Origin of the sequence: Jatrophihabitans sp. (assembly GCF_035474675.1) — a bacterium.
In the GTDB taxonomy this organism is placed as follows: Bacteria; Actinomycetota; Actinomycetes; order Mycobacteriales; family Jatrophihabitantaceae; genus Jatrophihabitans_A.
Genome location: NZ_DATINC010000098.1, coordinates 16,818 through 36,647, shown reverse-complemented (window position 1 = coordinate 36,647; position 19,830 = coordinate 16,818). Strand labels below are relative to the sequence as shown.

Annotated in this window: 19 protein-coding genes; 6 read left to right on the top strand and 13 right to left on the bottom strand. The window is 72.1% G+C overall.

What is annotated here, in order from left to right; genetic code table 11:
• The first annotated feature begins 59 nt into the window (after positions 1-59).
• Together VLJ82_RS11990 and VLJ82_RS11985 are read left to right on the top strand one after the other, a co-directional pair.
• Positions 60-1,196: a hypothetical protein gene (locus VLJ82_RS11990; protein WP_408663586.1), complete on the top strand. Its 1,137-nt coding sequence runs from the start codon at positions 60-62 to the stop codon at positions 1,194-1,196.
• 38 nt (positions 1,197-1,234) lie between these two features.
• A complete protein-coding gene (locus VLJ82_RS11985) occupies positions 1,235-2,836 on the top strand; it encodes a cation:proton antiporter (RefSeq protein WP_408663585.1) in 1,602 nt (533 codons plus the stop codon).
• Here the strand turns inward: VLJ82_RS11985 and VLJ82_RS11980 are convergent, their stop codons facing one another.
• Both VLJ82_RS11980 and VLJ82_RS11975 read right to left on the bottom strand, forming a co-directional pair.
• Positions 2,837-3,139 (bottom strand): DUF1905 domain-containing protein, encoded by a 303-nt coding sequence (locus VLJ82_RS11980; protein WP_408663584.1) that lies wholly within the window; start codon positions 3,137-3,139, stop codon positions 2,837-2,839. It lies immediately after the preceding gene.
• Between the two features lie 22 nt (positions 3,140-3,161).
• Positions 3,162-3,881, bottom strand: a complete 720-nt coding sequence (locus VLJ82_RS11975; RefSeq protein WP_408663583.1) for a helix-turn-helix transcriptional regulator — start codon at positions 3,879-3,881, stop codon at positions 3,162-3,164.
• A 129-nt stretch (positions 3,882-4,010) separates the two neighbouring features.
• Here VLJ82_RS11975 and VLJ82_RS11970 point away from each other — a divergent pair, with 129 nt between their 5' ends.
• A complete protein-coding gene (locus tag VLJ82_RS11970; protein WP_408663582.1) occupies positions 4,011-4,553 on the top strand; it encodes a DUF2231 domain-containing protein in 543 nt (180 codons plus the stop codon).
• 185 nt (positions 4,554-4,738) lie between these two features.
• On the top strand, positions 4,739-5,644 hold the full coding sequence (locus tag VLJ82_RS11965; RefSeq protein ID WP_408663581.1) for an SIMPL domain-containing protein: 906 nt from the start codon (positions 4,739-4,741) through the stop codon (positions 5,642-5,644).
• Between the two features lie 9 nt (positions 5,645-5,653).
• Here VLJ82_RS11965 and VLJ82_RS11960 read toward each other — a convergent pair whose 3' ends face one another.
• The 4 genes from VLJ82_RS11960 to VLJ82_RS11945 form a co-directional block, all read right to left on the bottom strand.
• Positions 5,654-6,442 (bottom strand): FAD:protein FMN transferase, encoded by a 789-nt coding sequence (locus VLJ82_RS11960; RefSeq protein ID WP_408663580.1) that lies wholly within the window; start codon positions 6,440-6,442, stop codon positions 5,654-5,656.
• Between the two features lies 1 nt (position 6,443).
• On the bottom strand, positions 6,444-6,941 hold the full coding sequence (locus VLJ82_RS11955; RefSeq protein WP_408663579.1) for an FMN-binding protein: 498 nt from the start codon (positions 6,939-6,941) through the stop codon (positions 6,444-6,446).
• Between the two features lie 36 nt (positions 6,942-6,977).
• On the bottom strand, positions 6,978-8,357 hold the full coding sequence (locus VLJ82_RS11950) for a ferredoxin reductase family protein (RefSeq protein ID WP_408663578.1): 1,380 nt from the start codon (positions 8,355-8,357) through the stop codon (positions 6,978-6,980).
• A 75-nt stretch (positions 8,358-8,432) separates the two neighbouring features.
• The gene (locus VLJ82_RS11945) at positions 8,433-9,311 is read right to left on the bottom strand and encodes a universal stress protein (RefSeq protein WP_408663577.1); all 879 of its coding nucleotides are present in this window, start codon (positions 9,309-9,311) and stop codon (positions 8,433-8,435) included.
• 180 nt (positions 9,312-9,491) lie between these two features.
• Between VLJ82_RS11945 and VLJ82_RS11940 the strand changes: the two genes are divergently transcribed.
• A complete protein-coding gene (locus tag VLJ82_RS11940; protein ID WP_408663576.1) occupies positions 9,492-10,298 on the top strand; it encodes a 2-oxo acid dehydrogenase subunit E2 in 807 nt (268 codons plus the stop codon).
• On the opposite strand, the gene pta is transcribed toward VLJ82_RS11940, so the two are convergent.
• The 6 genes from pta to VLJ82_RS11910 all read right to left on the bottom strand — a co-directional run bounded on the left by pta (position 10,295) and on the right by VLJ82_RS11910 (position 17,572).
• Entirely contained in the window at positions 10,295-12,370 is a 2,076-nt protein-coding gene (gene pta, locus VLJ82_RS11935) for a phosphate acetyltransferase (protein ID WP_408663575.1), read from the bottom strand. The genes VLJ82_RS11940 and pta overlap by 4 nt on opposite strands.
• Positions 12,367-13,584 (bottom strand): acetate/propionate family kinase, encoded by a 1,218-nt coding sequence (locus VLJ82_RS11930; RefSeq protein ID WP_408663574.1) that lies wholly within the window; start codon positions 13,582-13,584, stop codon positions 12,367-12,369. Before VLJ82_RS11930 ends, pta begins: the two co-directional genes overlap by 4 nt.
• Positions 13,584-15,986: a phosphoketolase family protein gene (locus VLJ82_RS11925; RefSeq protein ID WP_408663606.1), complete on the bottom strand. Its 2,403-nt coding sequence runs from the start codon at positions 15,984-15,986 to the stop codon at positions 13,584-13,586. Before VLJ82_RS11925 ends, VLJ82_RS11930 begins: the two co-directional genes overlap by 1 nt.
• 68 nt (positions 15,987-16,054) lie before the next feature.
• Positions 16,055-16,339: a 2TM domain-containing protein gene (locus VLJ82_RS11920; protein ID WP_408663573.1), complete on the bottom strand. Its 285-nt coding sequence runs from the start codon at positions 16,337-16,339 to the stop codon at positions 16,055-16,057.
• Between the two features lie 200 nt (positions 16,340-16,539).
• Complete coding sequence (locus tag VLJ82_RS11915) at positions 16,540-17,097, bottom strand: flavodoxin family protein (protein WP_408663572.1); 558 nt, start codon at positions 17,095-17,097, stop codon at positions 16,540-16,542.
• A 10-nt stretch (positions 17,098-17,107) separates the two neighbouring features.
• Complete coding sequence (locus VLJ82_RS11910; RefSeq protein WP_408663571.1) at positions 17,108-17,572, bottom strand: hypothetical protein; 465 nt, start codon at positions 17,570-17,572, stop codon at positions 17,108-17,110.
• A gap of 184 nt (positions 17,573-17,756) precedes the next feature.
• Here VLJ82_RS11910 and VLJ82_RS11905 point away from each other — a divergent pair, with 184 nt between their 5' ends.
• Positions 17,757-18,752 carry an Acg family FMN-binding oxidoreductase gene (locus VLJ82_RS11905; protein ID WP_408663570.1) on the top strand — a complete coding sequence of 332 codons (996 nt, stop codon included), beginning with the start codon at positions 17,757-17,759 and terminating at the stop codon, positions 18,750-18,752.
• A 93-nt stretch (positions 18,753-18,845) separates the two neighbouring features.
• On the opposite strand, the gene VLJ82_RS11900 is transcribed toward VLJ82_RS11905, so the two are convergent.
• Positions 18,846-19,778 (bottom strand): universal stress protein, encoded by a 933-nt coding sequence (locus VLJ82_RS11900; RefSeq protein WP_408663569.1) that lies wholly within the window; start codon positions 19,776-19,778, stop codon positions 18,846-18,848.
• Positions 19,779-19,830: the final 52 nt, after the last annotated feature.

The window sequence follows — 19,830 nt, the reverse complement described above, 5'->3', positions numbered from 1 at the left end:
TGTTCCGGCACCCGATGGCTACCGTGGGCACAGCTCGCCGGCAGAGGAGGACAGAACGCATGCCCAGCGGTCCAGCAGTCGAGATCCAGCTGGCTTCGATAGAGAAGGCGTGGAAACGATACGGCGGCGCCGACATGTGGTTGCAGCTGCGCACCGGCGACGGCACTCTCGAGGACTTCGCGTCGGCGGCGGCCGAGCTGAACGACGAGGCCGAGGCCGACGGCGTGGAGAGTGTCTGGGCCGAAGCGCCGAGCTCCGCTCCGGCCGGCTTCGTCGTGCTGCTCACGCACTGCGCCGACCGGGAGGAACTGCGGCGCTGGATCTCCGAGTTCGCCGGACGGCTCGAACGGCGGGGACTTTCCGGAAAGCTGCAGCCCACGCCCCCGGTGCGCTACCCGGACTGGCTGTCCGGCGCCCAGCCGCCGGTGCCCACGGCTTTCCTCGCCTGGTCGGTGGACCGGGCGGCCGAGGCGGCTGACCCGTACCGCTCCTCGCACTGGCACGTGCCCGCCGAAGCCACCTACCGGATCGCCGCACTCGCCGATCGGTGGGCCCGGCTGCCGGGTGCCGAGCTGCGGCTGCGGTACAACGTCTACCGAGCCGCGGTGAACCTCGACGACGCCAGCGGTCCGTTGGCCCGCTCGCTGTTCGAAACCGGCATGGCGGGCCTGGAGTTCGTCGACGACGCCGGGCAGCAGGCAACCAACGTCGCCTTCGACGTCGGGGGTACCAGCCTGTTCCAGGACATCGGCGGAACCGGCGGCTGGCAGGCGCAGGTCGACCGGCTGCGGGCCGCGTTGACCGCGCTGCCGGCCGAGGTCGACCTCGGCTTCATCCGGATGGGCATTCGCGCCTCGGTGGGGATCGATTCGATGGCCACCGTTCAGCCACTGCCCGGCATCGAGGAGTACCACGTCCGGTACAACACGCACCTGCTCGACCGTTACCTGCCGGACGCGCACGGCATTCAGGTGCTGCGTACCGCGCACCTGGACCGGGCCCGCGACCTGTCCGGCTGGGAGGTGACCGAGCTGGGCGAGGGCAGGTTCCTGGTCCAGGCCGCCGACCTGACGCCCTGGTACGGCGCGGCGCAGCCGGACCCCGACGTGCTGGCCCGGGCCCGGGCGGACTTCGCGAGCGCTCTGCTCACCGAAGAGGTCATCTCCGCCAACCCACCGCCCTGGCGGGCCGGGTGAGGATATACCGGTAAACCGCAACGTCTGAGGGAGTAATCGTGCCTACCGACGTCCTGCTCGTCGTGGTGATCACCGGAGTGGCGGTCTCCCCCTGGGTGGCCCGGGTCAGCCGGCTGCCGGTGCCCACTACGCAGTTCCTGCTCGGCTGCCTGCTCACCGCCCTGCCGGCGGCCAGGGGCCTCACCGTCTCCCCCGAGCTGATCCTGCTGGTCGTGCTGCCGGTGATCCTGTTCTGGGAGGGCTACCAGACCTCGGTGAGCTGGGCCCGTCGGTACTGGCGCCCGATCTTCCTCAACGGCGTGCTGCTGGTGGTCGCCAGCGCCGGCGGGGTGGCGGTGATCGCGCACTGGCTTAGCTTCACCTGGCCCGCCGCCTGGGCGCTCGGGGCGGTGCTCGCGCCCACCGACGCCAGTGCGGTCGCCGCGTTCGGCCGGGCCCTGCCGACCCGGTGGACGACCGTGCTCCGCGCCGAGAGCCTGATCAACGACGGCACCGCGCTGGTGGTGCTCGCGGTGGCGATCCAGGCCGCCAACCACGAGCACTTCAGCGCCGGCTCGATCGCCTGGCGGTCGGCCGAGTCTTACGGGGTCGGCATCGCGGTCGGCCTGGCGGTGACGCTGTTCATGCTGCTGGTGCTGCGCCGGATCACCGACCCGCTGGTCAACGCCTCCTTCGCGCTGGCGCTGCCGCTGCTCGCCGCGGTGCCGGCCGAGGCGCTGCACGGCTCCGGGGTGGTCGCCGTGGTGACCTGCGGCCTGGCCGGCAGCCGCGGCGCCCGGCGCATCACCTCCGGGCAGATGCGGCTGCCCGCCCACGCCTTCTACGAGACCACCACCTTCCTGCTCACCGGCGCGCTGTTCGTGCTCAGCGGCCTGCAGCTGCGCGGCCTGGTCACCGGCGTCACCGCCCGGCACGCCGCCACCCTGGTGGCCCAGGGGCTGCTGATCACCGCTGCCGTGCTGGTGATCCGGTTCTGCTGGTCGATGACCATGACGGCGTTGATCCGCACCCTGGACCGCCGGCCGGTCCAGCGCACCCTGCGAGCACCGTTCCGGGCCCGGGTGGTCAACTGCTGGGCCGGGCTGCGCGGCGGCATCTCGCTCGCCGCGGCACTCACCGTCCCGCTGGCGGCAGCCGGCGCCCCGTTCCCGCGCCGGCAGGACCTGCTGGTGATCACCTTCGTGGTGGTCGCCACCACCCTGCTGATCCAGGGCTCGACCCTGGGACGGGTGGTGCGCTGGGCCTCGCCGAGCTTCCCGCCGGCACCGGCGCAGGATGCCGTCACCGCGGCCCGCCGGGCGATGACCCTGCGCACTCTGCGCGCGTTCGAGAACGAGTGGTTCCTCACCGAGGCCGACCCGCTGCTGCGCGAGGAGGTCCGCCGCACCCTGGCCGACGCGGTCGCCGGTGGCCCTACCGACGACGCGCGGGAGGTGGCGCGGATGCAGCTCGCGCTCGACGTGCTGCGCCGCAAGCGGCAGGAACTCGTCGGCCTGGTCACCGACGGCGAGGTGGAGGACTCGGTGATGTGGGAGGTGCAGCGGCTGCTCGATCTCGAGGAGGCCCGGCTGGACGGCCTGCTGTCGGCCGCGCAGGCACGTACGGCACGGCCGGCGCCCAGCGAGCTGCCGGCCGGCTGATCAGCGCCGGGCGCTGCGGGGCGCCAGCTCCAGCCCTACCGTCACCGTGTCACCCAGCTCGAGCCCTTCCGCCTCGCGCACCCAGGTCTTGACCGGCACGATGTAGCGGCCGTCCTTGGGCCACAGCGACGTCGTCCACGCGGTGTCGCCGATGTGGGCGGTCACCGGGATCATCCCCCAGCCGTAGGACACCTCCCGGGACGCCGCCTCGATCTCGGTACACCTGTCGTCCGGCACGGTGACGAAGTGCCACGGCGCCGGCCCACGCCAGAACCACAGCTCGCCGCTGAACTCCAGGTCCATCCGGTCAGGATAGGCAACCGTGCTACGAGCCGAGGCGCAGTTCCACGCAACACTCCCCCGCCTTCGGCTGCAGCACCGCCTGCACCGTCGGGGCGTCCAGGCCGGCCAGGAAGCCGGTCAGGTAGGCGTGGTTGAGCCCGCAGACCAGCTCCCGGGCCTGCTCGGCGAGCGGGTGGAACGGGCAGTTGCGCAGCGCCACGCACCCGGAGGAGACCCGCTCCGGTTCGTAGCCGTGCCGTTTCAGCAGCGTCTCGCTCAGGGTCAGGGCGCGCTCGGCGCCCAGCCGGCCGGGACGCAGCTGCTCCCGTTCGGTGGCCGCGACCTGCCGGCCACGGTCCTGCGCGGCCCGGATCGCGGCCTGCCGGGCGGTCTCACCGGCGCGTTCGGTGAGCACCGCGTCGAGGAGGATCGACGCCAGCACGTCCGGCTGGCGTTCGGGGATGCTGACCCGGATGTCGCGGTCGACCGGCTGGTACACCTTCGGCGTCCGGCCGACCTTGCGCAGCCCGCCGACCGGCTCGTAGTCCGAGCGCAGCAGGCCGGCCCCGACCAGCTTGTCCAGGTGGAAGGCCGCGAGCTTGCGCGAGATGCCGACCGCCTCGGCGGCCTGCTCCCGGGTCACCGGCCGCCGGGCGGTGCGGATGAACTCATACATCCCGTACCGCAGCCGGTCCTCGAGCGCGGCGAGCGCCCGGATGGCAGTCTCGACGGGTTGCTCCGCGGGCCGGCCAGCGATGCTCATCGGGCCACCATAACGCCTACCGGCCTTGCCCCAGCAGGAGCTTCGGCAGGACTCGCAACGAAACTTGACGGCGGAACCGAATAAGGCCAAGCTTCGTTAGAGAAATTCTTCTCGCCAGGGAGACCTCCGATGGACTCGACACACAACGCCAAGCAACCCGTCACCGTGCTCGCCGGCCCGTACGGCCACCCGTTCCACCCGATCCTGGTGACCGTTCCGATCGGTGCCTGGACCTGCTCGCTGGTCTTCGACATCGCCTCGCACATCGTCGACCGGCCGGGCTTCCTGACCGAGGGCTCGGAATGGCTGATCGCCATCGGCATCCTCGGTGCGCTCGCCGCCGCGGTGTTCGGCTTCCTCGACCTGCTCGCCATTCCCAGCGGCACCCGGGCGTTCCGCACCGCTCTGATCCACATGAGCCTCAACCTCGCCGTGGTCGTGGCCTACGCGGTCAACTTCGTCTGGCGGCACGGCAGCTACACCGACGGGGACAGCGTCGGGATCGGCCCGCTGGTGCTGTCGGTGCTGAGCCTGGCCGCGCTGGGCATGTCCGGCACCCTCGGCGGCAAGCTGGCCTACCACTACGGCGTCCGGGTCGCCGACGAGAGCACCCAAGCGGAGGGTTTCGTCGCTGCCGCCGGCACCGGCACCCGGCGCGGCGTGCGGAACTGAGCGGGGGCACTCCTGGCCCGGGCCGTGGCGTGTCCCCACGGCCCGGGTTAGGGCTGAATCAGGGTCGGCGGTCCCGGCCCTGGCGCGGATAACGAGGGGATAGCGTCCCGAACCCCGACGCAACGTTCCGGGTGGCCGGCCTCATCTAGCTGGGTAACGCGAGCACGCCCACCTGGAGGGTCGCCATGCTTCTGTCCACCCGCACCGTCGCTGCCCGTACGGTCCTGACCCGTACCGCCGTTCCGGTCGCCGTCGCCGGGCTGCTGCTCACCGGCTGCAGCGGCGACAAGCCCCACACCAGCCTGGGCGCACCGCAGATCGCACCGCGGAACGAGCCGAACATCGCCCCGACCGTGATCGGCGGCAGCGGCGTGGCGCTGGACGCGCTGCCCAGCGGCATGGCGGCCGGCATCGCCGCGCCGGTCAGTGCGGTGAGCCCGCTGGCCGCCGCACCTGCCGCGACGGTGGACGGGCACACCCTGTCCACCCGCGGGGTGGGCCGGGCCACCGGCACGCCGGACACCCTGACGGTGCTGATCGGCGTGTCCACCCAGGCGACCAGTGCCAGATCGGCGCTGGACGCCAACAACAGCAAGGCGAACGCCCTGCTGGAACTGCTGCGCCGCAACGGGGTCGCGAACAAGGACCTGCGGACCAGCCAGCTGAGCATCAACCCCACCTACAACGACAAGTCGACAGCCATCACCGGCTACCAGGTCGACAACACGGTGCAGGCGACGTTGCACGACCTGGGCAAGGCCGGCGCGCTGCTCGACGCCGCCGTCGGCTCGGTCGGAAATGCCGTGCGCATCCAGCAGATCTCGTTCTCGATCGGCGACGACACCGCGCTGCGGGCGCAGGCCCGGGCCCAGGCGGTCGCCCAGGCCAGGGCGCAGGCCAGCCAGCTCGCCCAGGCGGCCGGGGTGTCGCTGGGCTCGATCCGTTCCCTCACCGAACTGGTGGACGCCGGCTCCCCGATCGCCTACGACATGGGGAAGATGGCCGCCGGAGCGTCGGCGGCCTCGGTGCCGGTGCAGCCCGGCCAGCAGGAGATCACCGTCGCGGTCGACCTGGTCTACGACATCTCCTGACCCGGCCGGTCACCACTCGGTGCGCCAGCCGCGGCTGGTCGAGACCGTCCCGTCGCTGCCGATCAGCAGCGCCTCATAGCCGTCGATCTCCGTGATCCAGCGGAGCGCGTGGCGGCCCAGCACGAAGGCCGCGGTGGCGTAGGCGTCGGCGAAGGTCAGCGACGGGCCGACCACGGTAGCGCTGGCTAGCCCGGTGGCGGGCCGGCCGGTCAGCGGGTCGAGGATGTGCTTTCCCCGCTCGGCGGTTCCGGAGGTGGCCACCGCGAGGTCGCGGCCGGTGACGGTGTCGGCGATCCGGCGGCGGTCGGCTGGATCGCTGATGCCGACCACCCAGGGCCGGTCCGGTCCGGCGGAACCGGCCAACTGCAGATCGCCGCCGCCGTTGACGGCGTGGTTGACCGCGCCGTGCTCGGTCAGCAGCCGGCTGGCCCGCTCGACGGCCCAGCCCTTCACCAGGCCGGTCGGGTCCAGCCGGCCCTGCGGCATGGCAGTGAACGCGCCGCCGGTCCGGGCCTGGGCCTGGGCGCACAGTTCCAGCACCTGCTCGACGGCCGGGTCCGCGTCGGCCAGCCGCAGCTCGCCGCGCCGCATCCGGCTGATGTCGCTGCCGTCCGAGTAGGTGCTGAACACCGCGTCGACGTGGTGCAACCAGCCGACGGCGGCGGCGATCGCCGCGTCCCACCGGCCGGGGTCGCGGAGGTCGAGGGTGAAGACGGTGCCCATGCAGTGCTCGACGTGCACGGTGCGAGGCGCCTCGGCGGTGCCGGCGGCGGGAACGGTCAGCTCGGCGGTGCCCATGTCATAGGCCCGCCTTGTCCAGGGCGCTCTGCAGCGAGTCGAGGTAGCCGTCGCTGGTGTAGGTGGCGCCGGAGACCATGTCGATGTTCGCGCTCTTGGCCGCCAGCGCCTCGGAGTTCAGCTGCGGAATGGCGTAGGCGTTGATCTGCTGGTCGCGCGGGTTGTTCTGCGGGTACTCGACGGCGTTGACGGCGGTGATCGTGCCGTTGGTGACGGTGATCTGCACCTGCACCGGCCCGAACCGGGTGTCGACCGCGTCCCCGGTGACCGTCTTGGTACCTGAGGCGGCCGCGCTCGATGCGGCGCTGGACGGCGCGCTGGCCGTCCCGGTCGAGGAGGTGCCGCCGGTCGAGGACGCGCTGTCCCCGGCGGAGGTGCCGGCGGGAACCACGGGTGCCGTTGCGACCGGCACGGTGGCGGTGCTGCTGTGCGTCTTGAAGCTCAGCAGCATCACCAGCCCGGTGACCGTGCTGAACAAAGCTAAAGCGACTCGGCGCATCTTCGAAGTCCTTATGGTTGCGGAGGAAAGCGAGGATCAGAATTCGAACGATTCGGAATGGACCTGCCGGCGCGGCACCTTCGCGGCACGCAGCGCTGCCAGCACGGCCTCGGTCATCGGGGCCGGGCCGCACACGTAGACGTCGTAGTCCGGCAGGTCCGGGAGGTTGGCGGTGAGCGCCTCGGCCGACAGCGGGTCATAGCCGAGCTCGGTGCGGCGGCCGGTGACCACGTGCAGCCGGGCGCCCCGTTGCCGGGCCAGGGCAGTGAGCTCCTCGCCGAACACCACGTCGGAGTCCCGGCTGGCCCGGTAGACCAGGGTGAGCTCGTCCGGGCCGGTCGGCAGCGTCTCGAACAGGGCGCGCAGCGGGGTGATCCCGATCCCGCCGGCAATCAGCAGGACCTTGCGGCGGGTCCGCCGGCCGGCCGTCAGGGCACCGTACGGGCCTTCGGCGAAGACCCTGGTGCCGGGCCGCAGCCGGGCCAGGGCCGCGCTGTGCTCGCCGAAGCCCTTGGCGGTGATCCGCAGCAGGTCGGAGTGCGGGGCGGCCGACAGCGAGTACGGATTGGCCGCCCACCACAGCTCGCGGGTCGCGAACCGCCAGCGGAAGAACTGCCCCGACTCGGCGCGCAGCTCCGCCAGCTGCCGGCCGCTGATCACCACCGACACCACGCCGGGTGCTTCGGGGTACACCCCGGCCACCCGCAGCCGGTGCCGCAGCGCCTGCCGGACCGGCACCGCGCAGCGGTACCAGACGATCGCGGCCGCCACCGCGGCATACATCGCCGACCAGGCAAGGCGCGCCGGCCGGTTGGACAGAAAGTCCGCGCCGGTGGCGAACTGGTGGCTGAAGGCCAGCGCCACGGCCAGGTAGGTGTAGAAGTGCAGGTAGTACCAGGTCTCGTAGCGCATCCGGCGCCGCGCGGCCCGGGCCGAGGCCGCGCCCACGCCGACCAGCAGCAGGCCGGCGACGGTGGCCATCAGCACGTCCGGGTAGCTGGTCAGCAGCGTGCCGGTCTGGCTGACCACGTTGGTGTGCGCGGTGATCGCGTAACCCCAGATGATCAGCAGGCCGTGCGCGACGACCAGGCTGACGGTGTAGCGGCCACCGTGGGCGTGCCAGCGGGCCAGCCGGTCCGCACCGATCCCGCGCTCCAGCGGTGGCAGGCGGGCCATCAGGGCGACCAGCACCACCACCCCGTAGCCGGCCAGCAGGCCGGTGACCCGGCCGGCGTTGGTCAACCAGTCGCCGAAGCCGGAGATGGAGTCGCTACCGTGCCACCACAGCGCGACGGTGGCCAGCGCACCGGCCGCGATCACGCCCAGCACGGTGCCCGGGGTGGCGCCGGCCGGCGCGGCGGGCGGTAGCGAGCGGGGCGCGGTCGGCAGCGAACTGGCTTCGAGCGTTGCGGTCATGGTTACTTTGTGCCCGACCGACCTTGCCCGTCCCTGATCAGAACCTGGACGTCTCCTGTGAACGCCCGCCCACTGTCAGAGCGACTGGGTGGGCACCACCGCGACCGGGCAGGTCGCCGAGTGCAGCACCGCCTGGCTGACCGAGCCGAGCAGCGTGCCGGCCAGCGCATGCCGGCCGCGGTTGCCCACCACCAGCAGCCGAGCCGTCGCCGACTCGCTCACCAGCCCGACGGCGGGATGCTCTCGCACTACGCCGCTGCGCACGTCGACATCCGGGTACTTCTCCTGCCAGCCCGCGATCGCCTCGGCCAGCCAGGCCTCCGTGCGGGTCGGCGCCGGGGGCTCCGGACGCCACAGCATCTCGGCGAACACGTCCGGATGCCAGCACAGCACGGCACGCAGCGGCGCCCGCCGGCGGCTGGCGTGGTCGAAAGCGAACTCCAGCAGCGCCTGGGACGCCGGGCTGCCGTCCACGCCGACCACCACCTCGGCCTGCTCACCGGCCAGGCCTGCCGGACCGCGCAGCACGATGGCGGGGCAACTCGCCCGCGCCGCCGCCGCGGCGCTCACCGACCCCAGGACGGTCGCACCGAGCGCCGAGCGCTGCCGGGAGCCGAGCACCAGGAGCGAGGCCGCCTCGGACGCCTCGACCAGCGCCGGTGCCGGGGCGCCGTCCACGGTGTCGCCGGTGACCAGCACGCCGGGGGCAGCCCGTTCCGCGTCGGCAACGGCATTGGAGATCACCGTGGCCGCGTGCTGCCGGATCCGTTCGATGTCTGCGGGGTAGTCGGCGTACATGCCGGGAGCCTGGTAGAAGCCGGGCATCAACCGGTAGGCGCAGATCAACCGCACAGCGGCCTGCCGGCTGCCGGCTTCCTCGACAGCCCACTGCACCGCCGCCTGGGCGCCGGCCGATCCGTCGACCCCGACCACGATGGGACGCTCTGTACTCATCTCACTCCTCGAAGGCCATGTCGTGCGCCGGCAGCGCAGCGATCGTTGGATGCAGGGTTTCGCATCCGCCGGGCCGGTCTTAGAGCCTTTGGTCCCGTACCCGCTGCCGTCTCCCGCTGCTCATGACTTTCGGCCCTGCTGCCAGCCGGCGAGCCGGCGAAGCCTTGGACGGAGGCAGAAATGTCGGAATCGACGGAGGTTGGGAACGGCTCTGGTGGGCGTGCCGTCACCGTCGAGCCGTTCCCGCCGAGCAGGCGGCTGGTCACGGCGGCGGTTCGTTCCGGCCGCCGGATCGTCGCGATGCACGGGCTGTTCGAGGTGGACATCAGCACGGCGCGGCAACTGCTGGCCGGCCACGACCCGCCGCTGTCGCTCACCGCGTTCGTGATCGCCTGCCTGGGCAGGGCAGTCGCCGCGCATCCGCAGGTGCATGCCTATCGGGACTGGCGAGGCCGGCTGGTCCAACACCGTGCCGTCGACATCCAGACGCTGATCGAGGTGCCGACCGCGCATGGCCCGTTCGGGCTGGTGCACGTCGTCCGCGATGCCGACCGCCGCGGGATTGCCGAGATCAGCGCCGAGCTGCGCGCGGTCAAGGCCGATGCTGCCGGCACTCCGTCCGGACGGCCGCTCAGCACGCTGGCGACCACCGGTGGCCGGATTCCCGGCGGGTACCGGCTGATGTATGCGGTGCTGCGCCGGTCCCGCCGCGCCCACCTGGCGACCGGGACGGTCCAGGTCACCGCGGTCGGCATGTTCGGTGGTGGCGGTGGTTTCGCCATTGCTCCGCCCACGCTCGCCTCGCTCACCGTGGTGGTGGGGGGCGTCAGCAGCCGGCCGGTCGCCGTCGACGGCCGGGTCGAGGTCCGCGAGGTCCTCGACCTCACCGTGACGATCGACCACACGGTGGTCGACGGCGCGCCCGCCGCCCGGTTCGCCGCGGAGTTCCGGCGCCTGCTGGGCAGCCCAGCCGGGTTGCCCGGCTAACCCTGCTGCGCTGCCTGGATCGCGGTGAGCGCGATGGTGTAGACGATGTCCTCCACGCTCGCACCCCGGGACAGGTCGTTGACGGGCTTGGCCAGTCCCTGCAGCATCGGCCCGATGCTCACCACGTCGGCGCTGCGCTGCACCGCCTTGTAGGTGGTGTTTCCGGTGTTGAGGTCGGGAAAGACGAACACCGTGGCGTGGCCCGCCACCGGACTGCCGGGTGCCTTGCTGCGCGCCACCGAGGCGATCGCGGCCGCGTCGTACTGCAGCGGGCCGTCCACCACCAGGGACGGGTCGCGCTCGCGCACCAGCCGGGTCGCCTCGGTCACCTTGGCCACGTCGGTGCCCGTTCCGGACGTCCCGGTGCTGAAGCTGATCATCGCCACCCGTGGCTCGATGCCGAAGGCGCGTGCCGAGGCGGCGCTCTGCAGCGCGATGTCGGCCAGCTGCGCGGCGTCCGGGTCCGGATTGACCGCGCAGTCGCCGTAGACCACCACCTCGTCGGGCAGGCACATGAAGAACACCGAGGAGACCAGGGCCGCCGACGGTGCGGTGCCCAGTATCTGCAGCGCCGGCCGCAACGTGTCGGCGGTGGTGTGCACCGCGCCGGCCACCATGCCGTCGACCTCGCCCAGCCGCAGCATCACGGTGCCCAGCACGATCGGGTTGCCGAGCTGGTCGCGGGCGATCTCCGCCGTGATGCCCTTGTGCCGGCGGGCCGCCACCAGCGCCTGGACGTAGCGTTCGTCGACCTGCGTCGGGTCGACGATCTCCAGCTCGCCGGGCAGCACCAGTCCCCGGCTGGCGGCCGTGGCGGCCACCTCGGCCGGGCGGGCCAGCAGCACGCACCGGGCGATGCCCTGCCGGTGGCAGGTCAGCGCGGCCTGCAGGGTGCGCGGCTCGGCGCCCTCGGGAAGCACGATGCACCGGCCGGCCTGCCGGGCCGCGGTGGTGAGCCGGTGCCGGAACGCCGGCGGGCTGAGCCGGGGCACGTGGCTGGCGGTCGGCAGGGTGGTCAGCCACTCCGGGTCCAGCGCGTCGGCCACGGTGGACATCACCAGGCGGGCCCGCTCGGCGTCGTCGGGCGGCACCTCCGGGTCCACCGCGTGCACCACGGTGGCCGTCTCGTAGCTGTAGCCGCCGGTGAGCAGCACCGGCAGGCCGGTATCGGCGGCCGGGCGGCACAGCTGCCACACCCGCGGATCCGGTTCGATGCCGGCGGTGAGCAGCAGGCCGGCCAGCCGGGTGCCGTTGCGCGCCGCCAGGCAGGCACTGAGGATCACGTCGTGCCGGTCGCCGGGCACGATCACCAGCGTGCCGTCCCGCAGCAGCGGCAGGACGCCGGGGACGGCCTGCGCGGCGATGATGACGTCGGTCACCCGACGCTCGGATTGGCCCTGGTTCAGCACGGTGACGTCGAGGCCGGCCACGAGATCGCACAGCCGGGGCCAGGTCAGCTCGGTACGGAACGGAATGGCTCCCACCAGCACCAGGCCGCGCCCCGCGAGCGCCGTGCGGAGCACCTCGACCGCCTGCCGGCCGGTGTCGGGCACCCGGTTGACCAGGGCGCCCACCACCCGCCCGCGCTCGCCGGCCTGGTAGGCCTGGGCAGCGATCGCCATGCCTTCGGCGAGGTGGTCGGCCGGGCCGTCGCCGGCCGCGCCGACCAGCAGCACGTCTGCGTCGAACGCCTTGGCCAGTGCCAGGTTCACCCGGCTGGCGTACACCAGGCCGGTGGCCGGCACCAGTCCCTCCAGGATCACCACGTCGTGGCCGGCGGTCATCGGCTCGACGGCGGCGACCGCCTGTTCCATCAGGGCGTCCAGGGCATTCTCGCTGAGCAGGTGCTCGACCACCCCGGCCGGGATCGGTTCCGGAGGGCACAGCCCGGAGGTCAACGTCATCAGCGCGGTGGAGCGGTCCGCGTCGGTGCCGTCCGCACGCGGTTGCGCCAGCGGCTTGCCGAAGCCGACGTCGACGCCCTGCCGCTGCAGCGCGTTGACCAGCCCGAGGCAACTGGCCATCAGGCCCACGCCGTGCCCGGTGGGCACCACCAGCAGGGTGCGGGTCACCGGGCCGGCTCCGCTGTCAGCTCCCAGGTGTCGCGCGCGATCAGCAGCTCCTCGTCGGTCGGCACCACCAGCACCGGCACCGAGCCCGCGCCGGAGATCCGGCCGCCGGTCCGCCGGCCGTCCTCGCCGTTGGCGCCGACGTCCTCGGTGATGCCCAGGATGCCGAGCTGGACCAGCACCGCCGAGCGCACCGTGGCCGAGTGCTCGCCGATGCCGCCAGTGAACACCACCGCGTCCAACCGGCCCAGCGCCACCGCCAGCGCTCCGATCGCCTTGGCGACCCGGTAGCAGAACACCTCGACGGCCAGGGCCGCATCGGCCGATCCGTGCTCGGCGGCGTCCTGCACCTCGCGCATGTCGTTGCTGATCCCGGACAGTCCCAGCAGGCCGCTGCGGGTGTTGAGCTGGTCGAGCAGCCCGGCCAGGCCCTTCCCCAGCCGGTCGGCGAGGTAGCCGAGCGCACCCGGGTCGACGTCGCCGCTGCGGGTGCCCATCACCAGGCCCTCCAGCGGCGTCATGCCCATCGTGGTGTCCACCGAGATCCCGTCGCGGACCGCCGTGGCGCTGCACCCGTTGCCCAGGTGCACGGTGACCATTCTGAGCGAGGCCAGCGGCCGGCCGAGCAGCTCGGCCGCCCGCCCGCTGACATAGCGGTGGCTGGTGCCGTGGAAGCCGTACCGGCGCACCGCGTGCTGGGAGTACCACCCGGCCGGCACCGCGTAACGGTAGGCCCGCGCCGGCATGCCGGAATGGAACGCGGTGTCGAACACCGCCACGTGCACCCGGTCGGGCAGTTCCGCCCGGGCGGCCTCGATGCCGGCGAGGTTGCCCGGCAGGTGCAGCGGTGCGAGTCCGGTCAGCTCGCGCAGCGTCGCCAGCACCGGGTCGTCGACCACCGCGGAGGAGGAGAACCGCTGGCCGCCGTGCACCACCCGGTGGCCCACTCCGGCAACGGTGGCCAGCTCGTCTGCGAGCGCGGCTAGCAACTCCTTGATCACCCCGCGGTGCGAGCCGTCCGCCGGCGCGCCGGCCTGCTCCTGCTCGCCCCGCCGAACCCGCACGGTTGCCTCGCCGGTGCCGACCCGCTCCGCCAGTGCGGTCACCCGCCGCTCGCCGCTCACCGGGTCGAGGACGGCCAGCTTCACCGAGGAGCTGCCGGAATTGAGCACCAGTACCGGCGCAACGGCCGGCACCGCCGAAACCCCGGTGGCCATCAGGCGGGCAGGACCGGATCGGTGAGCACCCAGTTCCGGACGTCCGGCAGGTCCTCCAGGTAGGCCACCACGTGCTCGGCATGCTCGGCCAGCCGCCGCTCGCACCACGCCTTGAGCTCGCTGGCTCCCGGCGGCGTCCGGCGGGCGTTGTTGATGGCGTCCATCACCAGGTGGTACCGGGACACCCGGTTGCGCACCACCATGTCGAACGGCGTGGTGGTGGTGCCCTCCTCGATGAAGCCGCGCACCCGGAACCGGTCGGCGTCCGGGCGGCCGTGCACCAGCTGGTGGATCGCACCGGGGTAGCCGTGGAAGGCGAACACCACGTCGACGGAGTCGGTGAACAGCTCGCGGAACAGGGTTTCGTCCATGCCGTGCGGGTGATCGCGGCGCCGGATCAGCGCCATCAGGTCCACCACGTTGACCACCCGGGTACGGAACCGCGGCAGCCACTGGCGCAGGATGGCCGCCGCCGCGACCGTCTCCATGGTCACGATGTCGCCGGCGCAGGCCAGCACGATGTCGGGGTCGGCGGACCCGTCGTCGGTACCGGCCCACGACCAGGCCCCGGCGCCGCGGGCGCAGTGCTCGATCGCCTCAGCCATCGTCAGCCACTGCAGCTGCGGCTGCTTGTCGATCACGATCAGGTTTACGTAGGAACGGGAACGCAGGCAGTGATCGGCTACCGACAGCAGGCAGTTGGCGTCCGGCGGCAGGTAGACCCGGCTGATGTTGCCGCGCGCGGTGAGCACGTTCTGGATCAGGCCGGGCCCCTGGTGGCTGAAGCCGTTGTGGTCGTTGCGCCAGGCGGTCGAGGTCAGCAAGATGTTCAGGCTCGGCACCCGGGCCCGCCAGGGCAGCTCGTCGGCCTCCTGCAGCCACTTGCAGTGCTGGATGGTCTGCGAGGCGCTCACCATCGCGAAGGCCTCGTAGGTGGCGAACAGGCCGTGCCGGCCGGTCAGCGTGTAGCCCTCCAGCCAGCCGTGGCAGTTGTGCTCGGACAGCACCTCCATCACCCGGCCGCTGCGCGAGATCGCCACGTCGTCGGAGGTCACCCGCTCGGCGAAGGCGCGGTCGGAGGCCTCGAACACCGCGCCGAGCCGGTTGGAGTTGGTCTCGTCCGGGCAGAACAACCGGAACCGGTCGGGGTTGGCCCGGTAGACGTCGCGCAGGAACTCGCCGAACCGGCGGGTGGACTCCAGCCGCACCGAGGCCGGTGCCGGGACGTCGACGGCGTAGTCGCGGAAGTCCGGCAGGACCAGCGGCCGGGTGAGCAGCCCGCCGTTGGCGTGCGGGGTGGCGCTCATCCGCAGCGGGCCGGTGGGATTGGCCCGGCGGACCAGCTCGGTCGGCGCCCCGTCGGCGTCGAAGAGTTCCTCCGGCCGGTAGGAGCGCATCCACTGCTCCAGCAACGCCAGATGCGCGGGGTTCTCCCGGACGCCGGCCAGCGGGACCTGGTGGGCCCGGAAGGTGCCCTGCACCTGGATGCCGTCCACCACGTCCGGCCCGGTCCAGCCCTTGGGGCTGCGCAGCACGATCACCGGCCAGCGCGGCCGGCTGCCGTCCCAGCTGCCGCCGCGGGCCGCGGCCTGGATCGCCCGGATCTGCGCCCAGGCCTGGCCCAGCGTCTCGGCGAACCGGTAGTGCATGCCCGGCAGGTCGGCCCCGGCCACCTCGAACACCTGGTAGCCGTGCCCCTCCAGCAGCGACCAGACCTCGGCCGGGTCCTTGCGGCCGAGCACCGTCGGCCCGGCGATCTTGGCACCGTTGAGGTGCAGCACCGGCAGCACCGCACCGTCCCGCTCCGGGTTGAGGAACGAGATGCCCTTCCAGGAGCCCTCCAGCGGGCCGGTCTCGGCCTCGCCGTCACCGACCACCGCCAGCGCGATCAAGTCCGGGTTGTCCAGCACGGCGCCGAAGGCGTGCACCAGCACGTAGCCGAGCTCGCCGCCCTCGTGGATGGAGCCGGGCGTGGTGACCGACACGTGGCTGGGGATGCCGCCCGGGGCGGAGAACTGCCGGAACAGCCGCCGCATGCCCTCCTCGTCCAGGGTCACGTTGGGGTAGGTCTCGGTGTACGCGCCTTCCAGGTAGCCCGCCGCCACCAGCGCCGGCCCGCCGTGGCCCGGTCCGGCCAGGTAGAGCAGCTGCTGGCCGGTGAGCCGGATCAGCCGGGAGGCGTGCGCGTAGACGAACGACAGACCCGGACTGGTCCCCCAGTGCCCGAGCAGCCGGGGCTTGATGTGCCCGGCGGCCAGCGGCTCGCGCAGCAGCGGGTTGGCCATCAGGTAGATCTGGCCCACTGTCAGGTAGTTGTTGGCGCGCCACCAGGCATCTAGTGCCTCGATCTCGTCGTCGGTGGGCCGGCAGATGCGCTCGGCCAGCTCGGCTTCCTCCGGCATGGTGGGCAGGGCGGTCTCGGTCACGTTCCTCCTCCTGCGTCTGGTGTCTACGTCTGGCGGGCTGGCGCTCACTGCTTCTGCAGGCGCTGCATCTCCTGCCGGATGTGGGTCTCGTCCATCTCGTCGTCGGAGTAGACGTCCCAGGCGTTCATGATCACGCCGACGCCCCAGCCGGTCATGGGGAAGATCGGCCAGAAGAAGCCGGCCGCGCCGGTCATAGCCCAGATAATCACCAGGAAGCCGTTCACCGACACGTAGGCGAGCACATGCCGGTAGAAGTCCCGCCGCTTCTTCAGCCGCTGAACGGCTCGCTCGCGCAGCAGCGTGTCCTTCGAGCCGTAGTCGATGGTCATGGCGTCCTCCCGAAACCGTGCGTGGCAAACCTGGTGCCGGTTACCCCTTCAGCTCACCCGATTCCCGCTCCCCGGCCCAGAGTCGAAGGTCACTGCCTGCCCGGGTCGGTCAGGCGGCGATGTCGCGCCGTTGGAACGCCTCAGGCAACGGAGGATTCTCCGGTGCCTGAGGTCTGTCCTCCTCCGGCTGCCGGGCCGCGCTAGGCCTGTTTCGCCTGCTTCACCGAAGGCTCCCGGCGGCCGGCCCTTTCGGCAAGTTCCCGCCCCCACCGGCGAGCCCGGTCGGTCTCTCCGGCCAGCAACCGGCTGTCCCGGGTGACGAAGAAGCTCACCGCCGGTGCCAGCACCACAAGGCCGTTGCGACGAAGCCAGCGCACCATCCCGCGCGATGCCCGCCCGGTCACCGCCGCCGGCGCCTTGATGCGGGTGTCGAAGGCCGCGCTCGCCAGGCCGTTGCCGTTTCCCGTTTGCGAGGCGAGCCATTCCCGCAGGCCGAGATCGCCGGGCCGGGCTGTCACCCGCAGGCCCTTGCGGTGGCCGTCGGTGATGGCCTGTGCCCGGGTCCTGGCGCGGGTCATGCCCCAGGCGTGGGTCGGGCCGCCGACGACCAGCAGGTCGATCCCGTCCAGGCTTGCCAGAACTGCCTCACGGACCGGAAGCACCCTGGCCTCCCCCGCGGTGCGTAGCCCGGCGGCGACGGCCTCGGCGATCTCCTGGGTGTTGCCGTACATCGATTCGTAGACCACGAGAGTCCGCATGACAAACCTCCTAGGTGGGATTGCTCGGGCGGGTCAGCGGCGCAGACCCACGCAGGTCATGCCGGGCGGCCGGTATCAGCAGGGTCAGGGCCGGCACGCTCCACAGCCAGAAACCCCAGCCGAAGACCATCAGGGCCAGGTGGAACGCGATCACACCCGCCCATCCCAGCCTTGCCCAGCCACCGCCACGCAGCAGCGCCAGGCCCAGGACGACTTCGGCCGCCGCCAGCACCAGGCCCCAGACAGCGGGATGGGCCATGAACACGTCCTGCCATCGCGAGCGGGCGAAGCCGAGCAGGGCACCGTCGGCGAAGTGCCGGTAGAACCCGGGCTCCGCCGCCACGATGCCGACATGCACCCCGCCGGTGAACAGGAAGAAGCTTCCAACGACCCTGCGGTCGAGCCGGATTCGCGGTCTGCGCCGCCGTACCGACGGAAGTCGCTGGGCGGCTGGTCGTACCAGATGGGTGGTCATGGTCGTTGCGTCCTTCCCTCGGCTGCGCGGACCGTTACTGCCAGCCTTTCGCGGGCACTGCGGTGGTACCAGGGTCGAAGGTCCACATCGACCAAGCCCCGATGACTTTGGCCCCTGGCTGGGAAGTAGCCGCACCAGGACGCTGGGAGTGAGCCGCAGGACCGCTCGGAACCGGAGGACCGCCATGATGTCTCCGACGGCCGCACCCCACCCGCTCTGGGAGGCGGCCGCCGCGGCGCGGCTGGCCCCGTCCATCCACAACAGCCAGCCGTGGCGCCTCGTGCTGACCCCGGACGCCTTGCAGGTGCACGCCGATCGCGACCGGCAACTGCGGGTCGCCGACCCCGAGGGCCGCCAGCTGATGCTCAGCTGCGGGTGCGCGGTGTTCAACGCCCGCACCGCGCTCGCAGCTCGCGGTTACGACGCGGTGGTGCACCGGCTGCCCGACCCGGACGACCCGAGCCTGGTCGCGCGACTGGAACTGCCGGCCCGGCAGTCGGACTGGGTTCCGATCGCCGCGCTCGAACCGCACATCGCGCGGCGGCACTCCAACCGGAGCGGGTTCCTGGACACCTCGGTAGCGGCCTCGGTGCGCTACGAACTCGCGTGCGCGGCACGGGCCGAGGAGGCCGAACTGTTCGAGGTGCGCGAGCAGACCCATCGACTCAGCATTGCCAGGTTGAGCCAGCAGGCCGACCTGCGGGAGAACACCGATCCGGCCTACCGGCAGGAGCTGACGGCCTGGACCACCGGCGACCCCAGGCGCAAGGACAGGGTGCCGGCCATGGCTGTGCCTTACCGCAACAGCGTTCTGAGCCGGATCAGCGATGCTCCGTCGATCCGCGACTTCGACACCCGCCGGATGGGCTGGATCGTCGACGAGGACCGCTCCGGGGCGCAGGAGTGCATCCTGGTGCTGGTCACCGCCGCCGACAAACCCCTGTCCTGGCTGCGCGCGGGTGAGGCCTTGCAACGCGTGTGGCTCGAAGCCACCCGGGCCGATTACGTGATGAGCCTGTTCAGCCAGGTGATAGACATCGCCGACCTGCGGGCCCGGTTGCGCACCGACCTCGGCCTCGCCGGCTACCCGCAGATGGTGCTGCGGGCCGGGCGGGCCGGCGTCACCCCGGAGTCGAGCCGGCGCGACCTGGACGAGATCCTGACCGTCACTGCCGAATAGCGCTGGCGGGCAGCGCGGGGCAGCAGGGCAACACCTGCCACTCCACTTTCTCGGCGAGGTGTCTCAGGCGGGGTGTCTTTAGGCGTAGTGCTCTCAGCGTTGTGCCAGACCCAGCCGGTACGCAGGCAGCGCCGGCCGGCCGTCCGGGCTCTGGCCGTCCTGGTTCCAGACATGGCCGACCACCACCACCGGCCCGCGGTTGCGGTGCACCACCGACGTCGCGACCGGCCCCAGCCGGGTGCTCCAGTGGTCGTCACTGTGGTGGCAGCCCACCACCAGGATGGTGGAACTGTCGGAGTAGGCCGGCAGCACCTCGACCGCCTCGCCGCACACTCGCTCGGCGAGGACGACGAGGTCCGGCCGTTCGTGGCGCAGTGCGGCGGCCTCACCGGCCAGCTCCTGCTCGGCCTGCGACCGGCGTTCCGGCGCCTCGGCGGATGCGGGCTGGGCAGGGTGTGCGGGTGGTTCCAGGCGCAGCAGGTGCAGCGGCACGTCCCGGCGCGCGGCTTCCGCGGCCGCGAAGGCGACAGCCGCCCGCCCCGCCCGGGTGGTTCCGGCGCCCACCACGATGCGCGACACCATCGAGGGCGGGCTGAAGGTCGAGACCGGCCCGAGCAACAGCACCGGGCAGTGCGCGTGGGCGCTGACCGTCACCCGCCTCGACGACAGCATCGACACGTCGCCCGTTAAAGCAGTCCGCGCCCCCAGCACCAGCAACTGGGCCTCGACACTGACGTCGATCAGCGCCTGGATCGGGTCGGCATGGCTGAGCAGGCTTTTCACCACCAGCTGCGGCTGACGAGCCCGGGCGAGCGCGGTCGCCGAGTCCAGCACCGAACGGCCGACGTCGTCGGACGCGCGCAGCGCCGCACCCAGGTGGCCGGCCGGGGCGGCCAGTGGCAATGCGGGTGAATGCACCACCAGCAGCGAAGTTCCGGCCAACATGGCTTCTTCGGCGGCCCACAGCACGGCCGACCGCGCGTCGACGCTGTCGTCGACGCCGACGACGACGGGTGGCATGGTCATGATCGGTACTCCTCGGCTGGTCACCTCTCCATCCTGGGAGGTCAACTCGGCC

What these genes read in the sequence shown, in the direction of transcription:
- VLJ82_RS11970 (WP_408663582.1), top strand. Translation starts at nt 4,011, where the DNA reads ATGGACTCGACACACAACGCCAAGCAACCCGTCACCGTGCTCGCCGGC.
- VLJ82_RS11915 (WP_408663572.1), bottom strand. Translation starts at nt 17,097, where the DNA reads ATGCGGACTCTCGTGGTCTACGAATCGATGTACGGCAACACCCAGGAG.
- VLJ82_RS11930 (WP_408663574.1), bottom strand. Translation starts at nt 13,584, where the DNA reads ATGGCCACCGGGGTTTCGGCGGTGCCGGCCGTTGCGCCGGTACTGGTG.
- VLJ82_RS11940 (WP_408663576.1), top strand. Translation starts at nt 9,492, where the DNA reads ATGTCGGAATCGACGGAGGTTGGGAACGGCTCTGGTGGGCGTGCCGTC.
- VLJ82_RS11920 (WP_408663573.1), bottom strand. Translation starts at nt 16,339, where the DNA reads ATGACCATCGACTACGGCTCGAAGGACACGCTGCTGCGCGAGCGAGCC.
- VLJ82_RS11965 (WP_408663581.1), top strand. Translation starts at nt 4,739, where the DNA reads ATGCTTCTGTCCACCCGCACCGTCGCTGCCCGTACGGTCCTGACCCGT.
- VLJ82_RS11905 (WP_408663570.1), top strand. Translation starts at nt 17,757, where the DNA reads ATGATGTCTCCGACGGCCGCACCCCACCCGCTCTGGGAGGCGGCCGCC.
- VLJ82_RS11955 (WP_408663579.1), bottom strand. Translation starts at nt 6,941, where the DNA reads ATGCGCCGAGTCGCTTTAGCTTTGTTCAGCACGGTCACCGGGCTGGTG.
- VLJ82_RS11960 (WP_408663580.1), bottom strand. Translation starts at nt 6,442, where the DNA reads ATGGGCACCGCCGAGCTGACCGTTCCCGCCGCCGGCACCGCCGAGGCG.
- VLJ82_RS11945 (WP_408663577.1), bottom strand. Translation starts at nt 9,311, where the DNA reads ATGAGTACAGAGCGTCCCATCGTGGTCGGGGTCGACGGATCGGCCGGC.
- VLJ82_RS11950 (WP_408663578.1), bottom strand. Translation starts at nt 8,357, where the DNA reads ATGACCGCAACGCTCGAAGCCAGTTCGCTGCCGACCGCGCCCCGCTCG.
- VLJ82_RS11975 (WP_408663583.1), bottom strand. Translation starts at nt 3,881, where the DNA reads ATGAGCATCGCTGGCCGGCCCGCGGAGCAACCCGTCGAGACTGCCATC.
- VLJ82_RS11990 (WP_408663586.1), top strand. Translation starts at nt 60, where the DNA reads ATGCCCAGCGGTCCAGCAGTCGAGATCCAGCTGGCTTCGATAGAGAAG.
- VLJ82_RS11980 (WP_408663584.1), bottom strand. Translation starts at nt 3,139, where the DNA reads ATGGACCTGGAGTTCAGCGGCGAGCTGTGGTTCTGGCGTGGGCCGGCG.
- VLJ82_RS11900 (WP_408663569.1), bottom strand. Translation starts at nt 19,778, where the DNA reads ATGACCATGCCACCCGTCGTCGTCGGCGTCGACGACAGCGTCGACGCG.
- VLJ82_RS11910 (WP_408663571.1), bottom strand. Translation starts at nt 17,572, where the DNA reads ATGACCACCCATCTGGTACGACCAGCCGCCCAGCGACTTCCGTCGGTA.
- VLJ82_RS11925 (WP_408663606.1), bottom strand. Translation starts at nt 15,986, where the DNA reads ATGCCGGAGGAAGCCGAGCTGGCCGAGCGCATCTGCCGGCCCACCGAC.